A 15,891-nucleotide genomic window follows, 5' to 3' on the forward strand; every position below is an offset into this window, starting at 1 on the left:
CCGTTAGGGTGCCCGGGTGCGCGCCGTCGTCATCACCGAGCCCGGCGGACCCGAGGTCCTGCGGGTCCGTGACGTGCCCGAGCCGGCCCCCGGTCCCGACGAGGTGACGCGGCTGCTCGTCGACGTCGAGGCCGCCGGGGTGAACCGGGCCGACCTCCTGCAGCGCCAGGGCGCGTACCCACCGCCCGCGGGCGCACCGCCGTGGCCGGGGCTGGAGGCCGCCGGCGTGGTGCGCGCGGTCCTCGCGGCCCGCGCGGGCGCGGCCCCGGGTCCCGACGAGCCCACGCCCGCCGTGGGCGACCGCGTCGCGGTGCTGCTCGCCGGCGGGGGGTACGCGGAGCGCGTCGTCGTGCCCGCGGCGCTCGCGCTCCCGGTGCCGCGGGACCTGACGTCGGTGGCCGCGGCGGCGCTGCCGGAGGCGCTCGCGACCGTGTGGTCGAACCTGCGCGAGGCCCACGCGGCCCCGGGCGAGACGCTGCTGGTGCGCGGTGGCTCGGGTGGGGTCGGGTCGGTCGCGGTGCGGCTCGGCCGGCTCCTGGGGCTGCGGGTGCTCGCGACCGCGGGCGGCCCGGCGCGCGTCGCGCGCGTCGCGGAGCTGGGGGCGGACGTCGCGCTCGACCACCGCGCCGACGACCTGGCGGACCAGGTGCTCGCGGCGACCGACGGCCGCGGCGTGGACGTCGTGCTCGACGTCGTCGGCGCCGCGGCGCTCGAGGACAACGTGCGGGTGCTGGCCCGCGGCGGCCGGCTCGTCGTGATCGGGTTGCAGAAGGGTCGGCGCGGGACGCTGGACCTGGGTGCGCTCATGGAGCGGCGGGCCCGGGTGATCGGGACGACGCTGCGCTCGCGCGACGCGCGCGACAAGGCGCGGATCATGGCCGAGGTCCGCGAGCACGTGTGGCCGTTCGTCGTCGACGGGCGCCTGCGTCCCGTGGTCCACGCGACGCTCGGTCTCGACGAGGCCGGGCGCGCGCACGAGCTGCTCGCGAGCGGCGAGGTGTTCGGCAAGCTCGTCCTGACCGTCGACGGGCCCGGGCCGACCGGTGGCGCGTGAGGTGACGCGTGAGGTGACGCGTGAGGTGGCGCGTGAGGGCGGCCGCGCCTGGCCCGCGGCCGGTCCTTCGGTGAGAATGCTCCGGTGACCGACCAGCCCCGCCCCGCTGCCCGCGACCCGCGCGTGGTCGTCGTCCCGCTGCCCGAGGCGGGCGGGGACGAGACCGTACCCGACAGCCCGGACGAGGCGCCGGACGAGGGCGACGACGAGGACGTGCGCGGCATGGTCGCGCAGCCCGCGAAGGTCATGCGGATCGGCACGATGGTCAAGCAGCTGCTCGACGAGGTCCGCAGCGCCCCGCTCGACGACGCGGCGCGGGCGCGCCTCGCGGAGGTGCACGAGCGCTCGTTGCACGAGCTCGAGGAGGGCCTGTCCCCCGAGCTGATCGAGGAGCTGCACCGCATCACGCTGCCGTTCTCGCAGGACGAGACGCCGTCGGACGCGGAGCTGCGCATCGCGCAGGCGCAGCTCGTCGGGTGGCTCGAGGGCCTGTTCCACGGGATCCAGACGGCGCTGGTCGCGCAGCAGATGGCGACGCAGGCGCAGCTGCAGCAGATGCGCCGGGCCCTGCCGCCGGGTGCGGTCCCCGCGCCGGGCGCGCGTGGCGCGATGGGCCCCGACGAGCACGGCACGGGCCAGTACCTGTAGTCGTCGTGCCGTCTACGCGGGAGGCGGTGCCTCCTCGGCGGCGTCGCTCTCGCGCGCGGTGAGGGCGATCGCGCCGGACACGAGCACGAGGCCGAGCAGCTCGAGGCCGTGGGGCACCTGCCCGAGCATGACGGCGCCGACGACGGCCGCGGTCGCGGGGAGCAGCGCGAGCAGCACCGCGAACGTCGCGGCGCTCACGCGCCGCAGGACGACCTGCTCGATGCCGTACGGAACGACCGAGGAGAACACGGCGACGACGAGCACGAGCGCGGCGAGGCGCAGGTCGGTCAGTACGGGTCCCGCACCGGGTGCGAGCAGGGGTGCGAGCGCCAGCCCGCCGGCGGCCATCGCGACGCCGAGCCCCGTGAGCCCTCCGGTGGGCGCGGCGGCGACCCGCCGCCCGAGCAGGATGTACAGGGCCCAGCAGGTGGCGGCGACGCCGATCGCGACGAGCCCACGCACGGCGTCGTCGCCGAGGTGCAGGCTGACGCCGGCGAGCAGGACGACTCCCGCGGCGGCGACGACCATCGCGGTGCGTTCGCGCCAGCCGCGTCCGGTCACGGCGGCGACGGCGACAGGCCCGGCGAACTCGAGCGCGACCGCGGTCCCGAGCGGCAGGGTGTCGATCGCGACGTAGAACGCGGCGTTCATGACGGCGAGGACGACGCCGAACAGCGCGGCGGTACGCAGCGCGGGCCACGTCCACAGCGACCGGGTGCGCCACGGTCGCGTCCAGGCGAGCAGCACGAGCGCGGCGACGCCGACGCGCAGCCACGCGACGGACGCGGGCGGCATGCGGCCGAACAGCTCGACCGCGACCGCTGCCCCGACGTACTGCGCGATGGCCGAGGCCACGAACAGCAACGGGGCGGGCACGCCGTCAGGCTAGCCCGCCCCGTCGCCGGGGTTGTCGTACGCGCGGGGCGCCCTCAGCCCTTCACGGACCCGGCCAGCAGGCCGCGCACGAAGTACCGCTGCAGGGACAGGAACACGATCGCGGGGATGATGATCGACACGAACGCCCCGGCCGAGAGCAGGAACCACTGCGACCCGCGCGTCCCGGTGAGGTTGAGCAGGGCGACGGTCATGGGTGCGAGGTCGCGCGACGACCCCGTGAACGTGAGCGCGACGAGCAGGTCGTTCCACACCCACAGGAACTGGTAGATGCCGAGGGCCGCGATCGCGGGCTTGAGCATCGGCAGCATGAGGCGGAAGAAGATCGTCACGTGCCCGGCCCCGTCCACGCGTGCGGCCTCGATGAGCTCGCCCGGGATCTCCTGCATGAAGTTGTGCAGCAGGAAGACCGCGAGCGGCAGACCGAACATGGTGTGCGACAGCCACACGGCCCAGAACGTGCCGGAGACGCCGATGTCCACGTACAGGCTCAGCAGGGGGATGAGCGTGACCTGGATCGGCACGACCTGCAGCGCGAACACCGCGATGAACAGGACGTTGCGCCCGCGGAAGCTCATCCACGCGAACGCGTACGCCGCGAGCGTCGCGAGGAACACCGGCAGCACGACCGCGGGGATCGTGATGACGATCGAGTTCATGATCGACGGCGCGAGGGACTGCGCGCTGTCGGTGGACAGCACCGTCCGGTAGTTCTCGAGCGTGTAGCTCGGGTCGAAGAACGAGGTCCACCACCCGGACTTGTTGATGTCGGCCGCGGGTCGGAACGACGTGACGAGCAGACCGAACGTCGGGATGGTCCACAGCACGGCGAGCACGACCGCGAACAGCGACGCCCACGGGCGCGACAGACGCCGGCGCGCGGCCGCCGCGGTGGACTCCCTCGGCCGGCCTCCGGTCGGCGGGCCGACGGTCGCGGTGTCGGTCTGGACGGCGCTCATCGGTGGTCCGCCTTCCGCAGCTGGCGCACGTTGTAGGCGATGATCGGGACGACGAGGACGAACAGCAGGACCGCCAGCGCGGCGCCGAGCCCCTGGTTCCCGGCGCTGAAGCTCTGCGTGTAGAACTCGTTCGCGACCACGCTGGTGCCGAACCGCCCGGCGGTCATGGTCCGGACGATGTCGAAGACCTTGAGACACCCGATGGCGATGGTGGTCAGGACGACGATCAGCGTGGGCCGGATGCTCGGCACGGTCACGAACCGGAACATCTCGAACGAGGACACGCCGTCGAGCCGCGCGGCCTCGGTGATCTCGGTGGGGATCGCCTTGATCGCGGCGGACAGGATCGTCATGGCGAAGCCCGCCTGGATCCAGATCATCACGACGATGAGGAACAGGTTGTTCCACGGGCTGTCGAGCAGGAAGTTCTGCGGTGAGCCGCCCAACCACACGATGACCTGGTTGATGAGGCCGATCTGGTTCGGGTTGTTCTCGACCGACGGGTCGTAGAACCGGTACTCGTACATGAACCGCCAGATGATCGACGCGCCGACGAACGAGATCGCCATCGGCAGGAAGATCAGCGCCTTGGCGGCGGCCTCGCCGCGCGCGCCGTCGACGAGGATCGCGTAGATCAGCCCGACGACGGTCGCGACGAACGGGGTGACGAGCACCCACAGCACGGTGTTGCGCAGCACGACGAGCTGTTCACCCGACGTGAAGATGTCGGTGTAGTTCCCGAGCCCGATGAAGCTCGTGCCCGCGGCGTCGTAGAACGAGCGCCACAGCGTGCGCAGCGCCGGGTACACGAGCCCGACGGCGATGAGCAGGACGGTCGGCCCGACGAACCACCAGGCGACGTGCCGGGCGCCGCGACGTTCGAGCAGGTGGACGACGAGCAGGATGAGGCCGATGACGGCGGCGAACGCGACGAGCGCGAGCACCATCGTCACCAGCTTGTCGGTGACTTCCATGGCACCTCCCGGGGCAGCGGACGAGGGGGACGCGTACGCGTGCGCGTCGGTGCCCCGGGGGCGGTCCACCCCCGGGGCACCGACGTCACGTCAGGAGGCCGGCCAGGCCGCCTCGATCTTGTCCAGCGTGTCCTTGGTCGACTGCCCGGTGATCCAGCTGGTCGCCTCCTTCCAGAACGCGTTCGACCCGACGGCGGCGGGCATCATGTCCGAGCCGTCGAAGCGGAACACCGCGTTCTCGTCGAGGAGGATGTCGGCCGAGAGCTTGTCGATCGGGTTGGTGAGGATCGACGGGTCGAGGCCCTTGTTCGCGGTGATCCAGCCACCGTTGGTCAGGTCGACGCTCGCCTGCGCCTTGAGGTTCGCCCAGGTGTCGGAGCTCCAGAACTCCTGGAGCGCCTGGACCTCGGGACGGTCCGAGAACGCGGTGACGAACTCACCGGCGCCGAGCACCGGCTTGTCCTCGGCGGTCTTGCCCGGCAGGTAGAACGCGAAGATCTGGCCGTTCTCCGAGATGTCGGTGCCCTGGGGGAAGTTCGCGGCGTAGAAGCTCGCCATGCGGTGCAGCGAGCACTGGCCCTCGAGGATCGGCAGGCCGCCGTCCTGGAACGCGGTCGTCGCGATCGAGGAGACGTCGCCGAAGCCGCCGTTCACGTAGTCGGGGTTCTTGAGGTACTCGCCGACCGCGTCGAGCGCCTTCGTCGGGACCTCGGAGTTGAACGCGATCTCGTGGCTGACCCACTGGTCGTAGACGTCGGCGCCACCCTCGCGCAGGACGAAGTCCTCCATCCAGTCCGTCACGGGCCAGCCGGTCGCGGCGTCGGACGCGATGCCCGCGCACCACGGCTTGTGGCCGGAGTCGGCGGCGATCGTGTCGGACAGCGTCTTGAGCTCGTCGAGCGTGGTGGGGACCTCCCAGCCGTTGGCCTCGAACTCCTGCGGGGAGTACCAGACGAGCGACTTCACGCTCGCACCCGACGGCGCGGCGTAGAACGTGCCGTCGACGGTGCCGAGGGCCTTCCAGTCCTCGCCCCAGAACTCGTCGACGTTCGCGGCGACGCCCTCGGGCGCCTCGACGACCGTGCCCGTCGCGACGAGCTGGGCGAGCAGACCGGGCTGCGGGATGATCGCGATGTCCGGCGGGTTGCCCGCCTGCGCGCGGACCAGGATCTGCTGCTCGAACTGCTTGTCGGCCTGGTAGTCGACCTTCGCGCCCGTGCAGTCCTCGAACGGCTTGAACGAGTCGACGTAGGGCTGGTCCTCGGGCGTGACGATGCCCGCGTAGATCGTGATCGTCTTGCCGCTCAGGTCGCCGTACTGCTCGAAGTCGGCGCAGTCGGCCGTGGGCGCCCCCGTGCCGTCCGTGCCGCCGTCACCTCCGTCGTCCGACGAGCATGCCGTCAGGACGAGGGCGAGGGCCGCGGCTGACGCCGCGATCGTGGTGTACCGACGCTTGCGCATCCCGTTCATGAGACCTCCGTGTCGTCATGGCGCACGACGCGGCCGCTCGCGACCGCGTGTGCCATCCCTCGATGCAAGTCGTTGCTGAAACGACCCGCAACCCAAAAGACGCACAAACCGGTCACGATCGAGTCACGATCCGTTGCGGGCACGAGTCACCGACCGGTCACGCGCCCCCGGGCCCGGTTCCGGGCCAGACGCGCAGGTCAGCCGCGCAGACGTCAGACGAGCAGCGAGCGCAGGACCGGCAGCGCGCCGTCGTCCTCGATGGCGCCGGTCACCTCGTCGGCCGCCGCCAGCACCGCGGGACGCGCGTGCCCCATCGCGACGCCCCGCGCCGCCCACTGCAGCATCGTGACGTCGTTGCCGCCGTCGCCGATCGCGAGCGTCGCGAACGGCTCGACGCCGAGCCGCCGCCGCACCGACTCGAGCGCGCTCGCCTTCGACACGCCCCCGGGCGTCAGGTCCAGCCAGGCGCTCCAGCCGACCGCGTACTCCACCTCGTGCAGGCCCACGCGCTCGACGATCTCGTGGAACTCCTCGGGGCTCGCGCCGACCGCGCGGATCACGACGCGCGTCGCGGGGGTCGCGACGAGCTCGTCGAACGTCACGACCTCCATCTCGCCGCTCAGCTCGCCCTCGGGGAACGGCCCCGAGACCCGGAAGCCGACGCCCAGGTTCTCGACCGCGTACAGCGCGTCCGGCAGCTCCATGGCGATCGCGCGCACCGCCGGGCCGGGGTCGAACGTCACGGTGTCGACGATCGCGAACCCGCCGGGCTCGTCGCCGTCCAGCCGTGCCGTGACCGCGCCGTTGGAGCACACGAGCCAGCCCTCCGAGAGGCCGAGCTCGCGCGCCACGGGGGCGGCCGAGTGCACACCGCGCCCCGTCGCGAGCACCACGTGCAGGCCGGCCCCCGCGAGCTCGCCGACCGCGTCACGCACCTGCGGCGAGATCACGCCGTCGTAGGACATGAGCGTGCCGTCGACGTCGAGGGCGACCAGCCGGGTGCGTGTCATCGTGGCTCCAGGACCTCGAGGCCGCCCAGGTACGGCCGCAGACCGGCCGGCACGTGCACCGAGCCGTCGGCCTGCTGGTGGTTCTCCAGGATCGCGACGATCCAGCGCGTCGTGGCGAGCGTGCCGTTGAGCGTCGCCACGGGCCGGACCTGGCCGTCCGCGGTGCGCTCGCGCACGCCCAGGCGGCGCGCCTGGAACGTGGTGCAGTTCGACGTCGAGGTGAGCTCGAGGTAGCGCTGCTGGCTCGGGAGCCACGCCTCGCAGTCGAACTTGCGGGCCGCGCTCGACCCGAGGTCGCCCGCGGCCGTGTCGATCACGCGGAACGGCAGCTCCGCGAGCTCGAGCATCTCCTTCTCCCAGCCCAGGATGCGGCGGTGCTCGGCCTGCGCGTCCTCGACCGTGGTGTACGAGAACGCCTCGACCTTGTGGAACTGGTGCACGCGGATGATCCCGCGCGTGTCCTTGCCGTACGAGCCGGCCTCGCGCCGGTAGCACGCGCTCCAGCCGGCGTACCGCCGCGGTCCGTCCGACAGGTCCAGGATCTCGCCCGAGTGGTAGCCCGCGAGCGCGACCTCGCTCGTCCCGACGAGGTACAGGTCGTCGGCCTCGAGGCGGTACACCTCGTCGGCGTGCGCACCGAGGAACCCGGTGCCCGCCATGATCTCGGGCTTCACCAGGGTCGGGGTGATGACCGGCGTGAAGCCCAGGCCGACGGCCTTGTCGACCGCGGCGTTGAGCAGCGCGAGCTCGAGGCGCGCGCCGATCCCGGTGAGGTAGTAGAACCGCGCACCCGAGACCTTGGCGCCCCGCTCGGTGTCGATCGCGCGCAGCCCCTCGCCGAGCTCCAGGTGGTCCTTCACGACGAAGTCCGCGCCGTACTCGGCGCCGAAGTCGCGCGGCGTGCCCACGTGCTCGAGCACGACGAAGTCGTCCTCGCCGCCGGCGGGGACGCCCTCCTCGACGACGTTGCCGATCCGCCGCGTGAGCTCGTCGGCGCGCGCCTGCGCCGCGTCCGCCTCGGCCTGCAGTTCCTTGACGCGGTCCGCGACCTTCTTGGCGTGCGCGAGCAGCGCCTGCTTCTGCTCCCCCTGCGCCTGCGCGACCTTCTTGCCGTGCGCCTTCTGCTCGGCGCGCAGCGACTCGAACTCCGTGAGCGCGGACCGGCGGCGCGCGTCCGCGTCCAGGACCTCGTCGACGAGGCCGGGGTCGTCCCCGCGGACGCGCTGGCTGGCACGCACGGTCTCGGGGTCGTCACGCAGGAGCTTGAGATCGATCACCCTCGAAGGCTACCGACCCTCGTCCCTCCCGCTGAACCGCACCCCCCTGTCGCCGACCCCGTCATCGCTCCGGGTATGAGCCGGCCGACCCGGAGCAACCACGGCCTCGGCAGCACGTCTCCCCACCACCCCGCGGTTGCTCCGGGTATGAGACGGCTGAGCCGGAGCGATGACGGGGTCGGCGGCGCTCGGGCGCGCGGCCCCGTCGGGGGGCGGGAGGGTGAGACGCAGCTGGCCGCGGGTATTCCGCGCGCCCGGGGGGCCGCGGCTCGGTAGTTTGCGGGGGTGAGATGGGAGGCGTGGACCGCGCTCGCCGCCGGAGTGCTCGCGGTCGCCGCCCTCGTCGTCGCCGCGGTCGTCGCGCTGCGGCAGCGGGACCTGCTGCGCCGCCTCGACGCGGAGGAGACGGCGACGAGCCCGCGGGCCCGGGCGCTCACCCGGCAGGTCCGCGCCCGCGGACAGCAGCTCGCGTTCGTCGCCAACCCCACGAAGCCCGACGTGCCCGCGCTGCGCGAGGCCATCGAGAGCGCCGCGGCGGAGCAGGGCCTGCCCACACCGCTGTGGCTGGAGACCACCGTCGAGGACCCCGGGACGGGGCAGGCCCGCGAGGCGCTCGAGCGCGGCGCGGACGTCGTGGTCGCGGTCGGCGGGGACGGGACGGTGCGCGGGGTCGCGGCCGCGCTCGTCGGGACGGGGGTGCCCATGGGGCTCCTGCCGCTCGGCACCGGGAACCTGCTGGCCCGCAACCTCGACATCCCGATCGGCAGCCCGCTGTCCGCGCTCGAGGCCGTGGTCACCGGGCGCGACCGCACCATCGACGTCGGCTGGCTGCGCGTGGAGGCCACCGCGCGGGACCCCGACGACGACCCGGTGCGGGCGGCGGACGGCGACGAGCACCTGTTCCTCGTGATCGCCGGGCTCGGGTTCGACGCGGCGATGGTCGCGGACGCCGACGACGACCTCAAGGCGCGCGTCGGGTGGATCGCCTACTTCCTCGCGGGCATCAAGCACCTGCACGGACGCCGCACGCGCGTGCACGTGCGCATCGACGACCGGCCCGCGACGACCGCGCGGCTGCGCAGCCTCCTGGTCGGCAACTGCGGCCGCCTGCCGGGCGGCATCACGCTGCTGCCCGAGGCGGTGCTCGACGACGGGTGGCTCGACATCGCGGCGATCGACACGCGCGGCGGCGTGGCGGGCTGGGCGCAGCTGTTCGGCGAGGTGGTGCTGCAGGGCGTGGGGGTCCGGGGCATGCCGCGCGGTATCGGGCGCATCGACCACACGCGGGCGCGCGTGGTGCGCGTGGCCGTGTCCGGCGCGGAGTACGCGCAGGTCGACGGCGAGGTCGTCGGGCGCGTGTCGGAGGTCTCGGCGCGCGTCGACCCCGGGGCGCTCGTCGTGCGCGTGGTCGCGCACTGACGCACGCCCCCGGCCGGGACGAGGGTCCTGCCCGACGCGCGTGGACGTGCATACGGTGGACATGCCCACACCCTCGCGACGACCGGAGCCACCGTGCCCATCCCCACGCAGACCGCGGCCGTCGAGTCCGGCCGACTGCTGCTCGCCGACATCGTGTACGAGCGGCTCATGGGGGTCGTCGTGAGCGGTGAGCTCGCGCCCGGTGAGGTGGTGCGCGAGGAGGAGATCGGCGCGTGGCTGTCCGTGTCCCGCACACCCGTGCGCGACGCGATGCGCCGGCTCGGCGACCAGGACCTGCTGACGTACCAGCCGAACCGCGGCTCGCGCGTCGCGCCCCTCGACCCGGACCACCTGCGGGACGTCCTCGACGTGGTCGCGACCCTGTCCGCGCAGGCGGCGGGCCGGGCAGCGGACCGGCTGGCGGCCGCGGACCTGGCGCTCGTCGAGGCGCACGTCGAGCAGGCGCTGGTCGCGCACGAGCAGGGCGAGGGCATCGAGCGGGCGGTCGAGCTGGACGCCGCGCTCGACGTGCTGCTCGACCGCGCGGGCAACCGCGTGCTGTCCCGCACGGTCCACTCGATGCGCCCGCACCTCGACCGGCTGCTCGGCCTGCTGCCCGGCTACCCGGGCACGGACGTGCTGCGCGAGCGGACCGACGCGTTCGTCGCCGCCCTGCGCACGCGCGAGCCGCAGGTCGTGCGCGAGTCCGTGCGCGGGCTCGTCACCGACCTCGGGCAGGGGCTGACGAGCGAGGCCGTGCGCCGCGGGCTGGCGGTCTGAGCGTCAGGTCGTCGCGCCGCCGCGCACCCGCGCGAGCCACTCGCGCGCCGAGCGGAAGTCCGCGTCGCTCGTCCCGATGTGCACCGTGGGCCGCACGGCGTCCGCGCGCGGGTACGAACCGAGGAACCGCACGTACGGGCAGCGCCGGTGCAGACCCATGAGCGCCTCACCCACACGCTCGTCGGTGACGTGCCCCTCGGCGTCGATCGAGAACGAGTAGCGGCCGAGCGAGTCGCCGATCGGCCGCGACTCGATGCGCGAGAGGTTCACGCCGCGCGTCGCGAACTGCTCGAGCATCGCCAGCAGCGCACCCGCCTCGTTGTCGGGCAGGTGGACGACGAGCGTCGTCTTGTCCGCGCCCGAGGGCGGCGGCACGTCACCGGGCGGGCCGATGAGCACGAACCTCGTGGCGGCGTCGGCGTTGTCGGCGATGTCCTGCGCGAGCGGCTGCAGCCCGTACGTGGCGACCGCGCGCGGCGGCACGAGAGCCGCGTCGAACCCGAGGTCCGGCGCGTCGGGCGTGCGCAGCGCGTCCGAGATGAGCGCGGCGGGCGCGGTGTTCGACGTCGCGGGCACGTGCACCACGTGGGGCAGGAAACGGGCGAGCCAGCGGCGGCACTGCACCCATGCGTGCGGGTGGGCGGAGATCCGGCGCACGTCGGACAGCTCGACACCGGGCGCCGCGACGAGCGTGAACTGCACCGGCACGAGCATCTCGCGCAGGATCACCAGCGGGTCACCGGCCGCGAGCCGGTCGAGCGTCGCGGTGACCCCGCCCTCGACGGTCGACTCGATCGCGACGACCGCGCGGTCGGCCCGGCCCTCGCGCACGGCGTCGATCGCGGACGCCACGTCGTGCTGCGGCAGGTACACGCCCTCGTCGGGCGGGACGACCTGGCGCAGCGCGTCCTCGGTGAACGTCCCGTCGGGGCCGAGGTAGGCGTAGCGCAGGAGCTCAGGCTGGGACATCGTCGCCGTCCGGTCGTCGGGTCGGGTCGTCGCTCGCAGGGTAGTCGTCGCGTACCGCACGCAGGCCGAGCGTCCCGAGCAACGGCACCGCGGCGACGAGCATGACCGTCACGATGCGCACCCCGTAGTCGTTGACGAGCCCGCCCGCGACGCCCGCGACGAGCAGGCCGACGACGACCGGCCGCACGGGCGGCCACCGGCGCTCGAGCAGGTCCCACGCGGGGACGCGCACGCGGCTGCGCGGCCACAGGACGACGACCGCGAGCACGACCACCAGGAGCGTGAGCACCGTCAGCCACCCGCTCGTGACGGTCGCGGCGGCGTACCCGAGCTTGCGCGCGACCGTCTCCCAGGCGGAGCCGTCCACGACGCGCTGCACGAACACCCCCAGGTGCGTGCGCTCGGCCTCGGGACGCAGCCAGTCGAGCACCGCGATGCCGCCGACGACGAGCACGCCCGCGGCCCCCGCGAGGAGCAGCCGCACCCACGTGACCCGCACGCCCGCGACGCCGAGCACGACGACGAGCCCCGCGGGGACGAGCACGAGCCCGCCGCCGACGTCCGCGCCCAGCGCGGGCCACAGGTCGACGACGAGCGCGACGCCGCACACGGCCGCCGCCACGAGAGTGCCGAGCAGGCGCCGCCCGCGCCGCACGAGCGCGTACCCGCAGACGGCCGCCGTGACGAGCGCGGCGACCACGTAGAACGAGTACGTGGGGTTGCCGAACCCGTAGAACCGGCCGCCGAGCGTCACGGCCGGCCCCTGCGGGCTGCCGCGGTGCAGCGGCGTGCCGAGCACGGCGTCCAGCGTGAGCACGGCGAACGTGACGCCCGCGACGACGCCCGGGCCCGCGGTCAGCGGCCGGCGCGGGACGAGCGCCGCGACGCCGGCGACCACCGCGGTCGCCGCCCCGCACGCGAGCCACATCGTGCGGTCGGGGTCGGCGTAGCGCCACCACGAGGTCGTCGTCATGAGGAACAGCCCGACGGGCAGGGCCGCGAGCACGAGCAGGAGCGCGTCGGCGGTGCGGCGCAGCCGCTCCGCGAGCGCGGGCCGGCGCCGCGCGAGGCGGGGGCCCAGCACCGCCGCGGCGGCCACGACGAGCAGCGCGACGGCCAGGGGTGGCGAGGTCACGGGGGTCGACGTGCCGCGCAGCGCCTGGTCGCGCGTCGTGAGGTCGGCGAGCTGGCGCACGGTCGTCGCGACCGCCGCGGGGCGGTCCTCGCCCACGCGCACGGGCGACCCCGCGAAGTCGTCGGACACCCGCGCCCCCGCGTGGGACAGCAGCGCGACGGGCACGTCCAGCAGCCGGAACACGCCCACCCAGCGCGTCGACGCCGACCCGAGGTACCCCGAGCCCGTGCCCGGGTCCCCGATGCCGACGCCCAGCGCGGGCAGGGCACGCTGCCCCGGCCCGGTGCTCAGGACGAGCACGGTCGCGTCGTCGGGCACCGCGCGCAGCACGCGTGCGACGTCACGGTCGACCTGCCGCAGCGCGTCGGTCGCCGCGTCCTCGCCCAGCACGTCGAGGAGCACCGGGTCGACGGCCGAGGAGCCCGCGTCGACGAGCGTCGTCGGGCACGCGAACGCGTCGGCGGGGTCCGCGAGCGCCTCGTCGACCGTGCGGTAGCGCGCGACGGACCCGTCCGGCTCGGCGAGCGCAAGGGCCGCGCCCGGCCCGACGGCGGTCGCGCACGTGCCGACCGTCGCGAGCCCGGCGCCGAGCGCGCCGAGCCGCGGCCGGAACTCCGAGCGGGACTGCAGCGCGACGAGCTCGTCCCAGTGCTGCACGGTCGCGGAGCCGTCCGCGGGCGTCACGCCCCACGACGCGCACGACCACGTGCCGTGCTGCGTCGTCCCGGCGACGGGTGCACGGCCGGACGACAGCGCGAGCCACCCGCCGGACTCGCACCACGCGTTGCGCCCCGACGCCCCCGCGGTCACGCCGCCCGCGGGCGCGCCGTCGCGCAGCAGCCCCCACAGCGTGGGCGTGGTGGACCGGTCGACGTCGGACCAGTCGACCCCGGTGGTCCCGACGACGACGACGGGCGCGTCGTCGGGCGTCGCGGACGGCCCCGCCCCCACGGCCACGTCGCCCGCGACCGCCGCGGGCAGCGGCACGACGACGGTGGCGAGCAGCAGCGCCGCGAGCAGGCCGCCGCCGGTCGCGACGAGCACCGCGGGCATCCGGTGCAGCGGCGCTCGCACGGGCGCGGGCTCGACGGGCAGGTGCGCCCACCGGTGCTGCACGAGCGACGCGAGCAGCAGGCCGCCCGACAGCGCGAGCACGGTGGACGCGACCACGACGCCCGAGTCGTTGAGGAGGCTGCCGAGGACCGCGACGACGACGACCGCGAGCAGCAGCCGGCTCAGCCCGGGCCACGTGGCGTACAGGCGGCGCAGCGCCGCGGGCCGCCGGCGCTCCGGTCCGACGAGCACCACGCACACCGCGACGCACGCGAGCGCGGCGACGAACCCGACCGGTGGGGTCACGGTCGCCCACGCGCCGGCGGCCTTGCCCGCCACCACGCCGACCGCGTCGCCGTCGAGCACCCGCTGCACGAACTGCCCCAGGTGCGACGCGCGGCCGGGCCGAGCCCAGTCCACGACCGACACGAGCACGACGACGCCGATCGCCGCGGCCACGTACGCGAACGCGCGCCGCGCGCCGAACGTCCCGCCGCCGACCGCGACGACGAGCACCGCGAACGCCGGCACGAGCGCGAGCACCCCGCCGAAGTCCGCACCGAACGCGGGCCACCCGTCGACGACCACCGACACCGCGCCGACCGCCGCGGCGGCGAGCACCCCGACGTTGCGCCGCCCGCGCTCCACCGCGTACGCGGCGACGCCCGCCGCGAGTACCAGGGACGCCGCGGCGTACACGCCGAACGTCGTGTTGCCGAAGCCGTAGTACCGCGCCCCGAGCGTCGAGATGCCGAGCACCGAGCCCTGCTGCAGGACGGTCCCGGTCAGCCCGTCGACGGTCACGACGACCCACGTCACCCCGGCCGCCGCGGTCGCGAGCCGCCACCGGCTCGGCGGCAGCACCCGCGCCACGGCCCACACGACGAGCGCCGCACCGACGGTCGCGACGCCCCACCACCCGGCGGCGGCGAACAGCGGCGCGGGCGAGTCCCACCACCGCGACAGCGCCGCGAGCTGCGCGCCCACGGGCGTGCACACCCCGAGCAGCAGGACCGCGAGCGTCACGCGCCGCAGCGCGGGCGTCGGGCGGCGACCCCGGCGGCGCAGGAGCGCGACGGCGCCCACCGCGAGCGCCGCGGCCACGCCCACGACCGTGAGCAGCAGCGGCATGAGGTGCGGGCCGATGGTCGTCATCTCGGTCAGGTAGCGGCGGTTCTCGACGGTCCGGTCCGCGTTGGGGCGCCGTTCGGTGACCTGCAGGGGCGCGCCGTCGAGCTCGGCCGGGTCGGCGCCGGCCGCCTGCACGAGCGTGGCCGACAGGTCGGTGAGGGTCACGATGCCGGTGCGCCGGGTCGACTCCGACGTCAGCCACCCGGGCGACGACGAGCCCGCGCGCCACTGCAGCACGGCCTGCAGGCCCGTCTCCCCCGTGGGGCCGTCGGACGTCCCAGCGACGACGACGCGCGTTCCCGGGTCGACGACCGCCAGGACGCGGCGCAGGTCGTCGTCGAGCAGCGCGAGCGCGTCGCGCCGCGCGGTGCGGTCGGCGGGCAGCTCGCCCGCGTCCAGCACCGTGACCGCGCACGACGAGAGCGCCTCGTCGGGCACGTCGCCGAGGCGCAGCGCGTACCGGTCGAGCCGGCCCGTGGCGTCCGCGAGCGCGAGCGCCGCGCCCGGCCCGACCGCGGTGGTGCACTCGCCGGTGGGGGCGACGAGCGTCGCGACGGCCCCGGGCGTGCCGTAGCTGCCCGCGGGCACGTCGTCGGACGGCGGGTCGACCAGGTCGGTCCAGCCGGTGACGACCGCGGGGCCGGGTGCCGCGTCGCTCGCGCTGACGCCGGGCATGGGCGGGCAGTCGTCGATCGTCTCGTCCGCGCCGTCCTCGCCCTGCTCGGCGGGGGTGGAGTCGGCGCCGGGCACCGGGGGAACCCGGCGGCCGGCGGAGATGGTCAGCCAGCCACCGAGCCGGCACATCTGTGCCGAGGAGGTGTGCACCGAGATCGAGCCGACCGCACCCTCGTCGACCATCCGCCACAGCGTGGGCGTGCCCGACCGCTCGACGTCGTCCCAGTGCAGCCCGCCGACGCCGACGAGCACGACCGGCTCGACGGGTGCGGCGGGGTCGTCCGCGCGCGCCGGCGCGGCGCCGCCGACGAGGCCCGCACCACCGACGAGCAGGCCGAGCAGCAGCGCGGTGACCAGCGCGAACCCGCGCACGGGCACCGCCCGACGACGCGCGGGTGCACGGTCAGGGGTCAGCGCGGGCACCGGACCAGGGTAGGGGCCCG

Annotated in this window: 12 protein-coding genes; 4 read left to right on the plus strand and 8 right to left on the minus strand. The window is 74.8% G+C overall.

The features are described from left to right. The first annotated feature begins 16 nt into the window (after nt 1-16). Both ACT17Q_RS15035 and ACT17Q_RS15040 read left to right on the plus strand, forming a co-directional pair. The gene (locus ACT17Q_RS15035) at nt 17-1,054 is read left to right on the plus strand and encodes a zinc-binding dehydrogenase (RefSeq protein WP_444663434.1); all 1,038 of its coding nucleotides are present in this window, start codon (nt 17-19) and stop codon (nt 1,052-1,054) included. 84 nt (nt 1,055-1,138) lie between these two features. After that, nucleotides 1,139-1,702, plus strand: coding sequence for a bacterial proteasome activator family protein (locus ACT17Q_RS15040; protein ID WP_444663436.1), 564 nt, complete (start codon nt 1,139-1,141; stop codon nt 1,700-1,702). 12 nt (nt 1,703-1,714) lie between these two features. On the opposite strand, the gene ACT17Q_RS15045 is transcribed toward ACT17Q_RS15040, so the two are convergent. The 6 genes from ACT17Q_RS15045 to serS form a co-directional block, all read right to left on the minus strand. Continuing rightward, entirely contained in the window at nt 1,715-2,578 is an 864-nt protein-coding gene (locus tag ACT17Q_RS15045) for an EamA family transporter (RefSeq protein ID WP_141320907.1), read from the minus strand. 53 nt (nt 2,579-2,631) lie between these two features. Then, nucleotides 2,632-3,555, minus strand: a complete 924-nt coding sequence (locus tag ACT17Q_RS15050; protein WP_094181650.1) for a carbohydrate ABC transporter permease — start codon at nt 3,553-3,555, stop codon at nt 2,632-2,634. After that, a complete protein-coding gene (locus tag ACT17Q_RS15055) occupies nt 3,552-4,529 on the minus strand; it encodes a carbohydrate ABC transporter permease (RefSeq protein ID WP_444663439.1) in 978 nt (325 codons plus the stop codon). The genes ACT17Q_RS15050 and ACT17Q_RS15055 overlap by 4 nt, the downstream gene beginning before the upstream one ends. 90 nt (nt 4,530-4,619) lie before the next feature. Continuing rightward, on the minus strand, nt 4,620-5,999 hold the full coding sequence (locus ACT17Q_RS15060; protein ID WP_094181648.1) for an ABC transporter substrate-binding protein: 1,380 nt from the start codon (nt 5,997-5,999) through the stop codon (nt 4,620-4,622). Nucleotides 6,000-6,211: 212 nt separating this feature from the next. Further along, a complete protein-coding gene (locus tag ACT17Q_RS15065) occupies nt 6,212-7,009 on the minus strand; it encodes an HAD family hydrolase (protein WP_094181647.1) in 798 nt (265 codons plus the stop codon). Continuing rightward, complete coding sequence (gene serS, locus ACT17Q_RS15070) at nt 7,006-8,286, minus strand: serine--tRNA ligase (protein ID WP_094181646.1); 1,281 nt, start codon at nt 8,284-8,286, stop codon at nt 7,006-7,008. Before serS ends, ACT17Q_RS15065 begins: the two co-directional genes overlap by 4 nt. Nucleotides 8,287-8,571: 285 nt before the next feature. Here serS and ACT17Q_RS15075 point away from each other — a divergent pair, with 285 nt between their 5' ends. Further along, nucleotides 8,572-9,705, plus strand: a complete 1,134-nt coding sequence (locus ACT17Q_RS15075) for a diacylglycerol/lipid kinase family protein (RefSeq protein WP_444663441.1) — start codon at nt 8,572-8,574, stop codon at nt 9,703-9,705. A gap of 93 nt (nt 9,706-9,798) precedes the next feature. Then, the gene (locus ACT17Q_RS15080) at nt 9,799-10,485 is read left to right on the plus strand and encodes a GntR family transcriptional regulator (protein ID WP_141320915.1); all 687 of its coding nucleotides are present in this window, start codon (nt 9,799-9,801) and stop codon (nt 10,483-10,485) included. 3 nt (nt 10,486-10,488) lie between these two features. Here ACT17Q_RS15080 and pheA read toward each other — a convergent pair whose 3' ends face one another. Together pheA and ACT17Q_RS15090 are read right to left on the minus strand one after the other, a co-directional pair. Continuing rightward, nucleotides 10,489-11,454 (minus strand): prephenate dehydratase, encoded by a 966-nt coding sequence (gene pheA, locus ACT17Q_RS15085; protein ID WP_094182431.1) that lies wholly within the window; start codon nt 11,452-11,454, stop codon nt 10,489-10,491. Then, nucleotides 11,441-15,871 (minus strand): hypothetical protein, encoded by a 4,431-nt coding sequence (locus tag ACT17Q_RS15090; protein WP_444663444.1) that lies wholly within the window; start codon nt 15,869-15,871, stop codon nt 11,441-11,443. The genes pheA and ACT17Q_RS15090 overlap by 14 nt, the downstream gene beginning before the upstream one ends. Between the last annotated feature and the right edge of the window lie 20 nt (nt 15,872-15,891).

Source organism: Cellulomonas sp. CW35, from assembly GCF_052378485.1.
Classification (GTDB): domain Bacteria; phylum Actinomycetota; class Actinomycetes; order Actinomycetales; family Cellulomonadaceae; genus Cellulomonas; species Cellulomonas uda.

What these genes read in the sequence shown, in the direction of transcription:
- pheA (WP_094182431.1), bottom strand. Translation starts at nt 11,454, where the DNA reads ATGTCCCAGCCTGAGCTCCTGCGCTACGCCTACCTCGGCCCCGACGGG.
- ACT17Q_RS15055 (WP_444663439.1), bottom strand. Translation starts at nt 4,529, where the DNA reads ATGGAAGTCACCGACAAGCTGGTGACGATGGTGCTCGCGCTCGTCGCG.
- ACT17Q_RS15065 (WP_094181647.1), bottom strand. Translation starts at nt 7,009, where the DNA reads ATGACACGCACCCGGCTGGTCGCCCTCGACGTCGACGGCACGCTCATG.
- ACT17Q_RS15060 (WP_094181648.1), bottom strand. Translation starts at nt 5,999, where the DNA reads ATGAACGGGATGCGCAAGCGTCGGTACACCACGATCGCGGCGTCAGCC.
- ACT17Q_RS15050 (WP_094181650.1), bottom strand. Translation starts at nt 3,555, where the DNA reads ATGAGCGCCGTCCAGACCGACACCGCGACCGTCGGCCCGCCGACCGGA.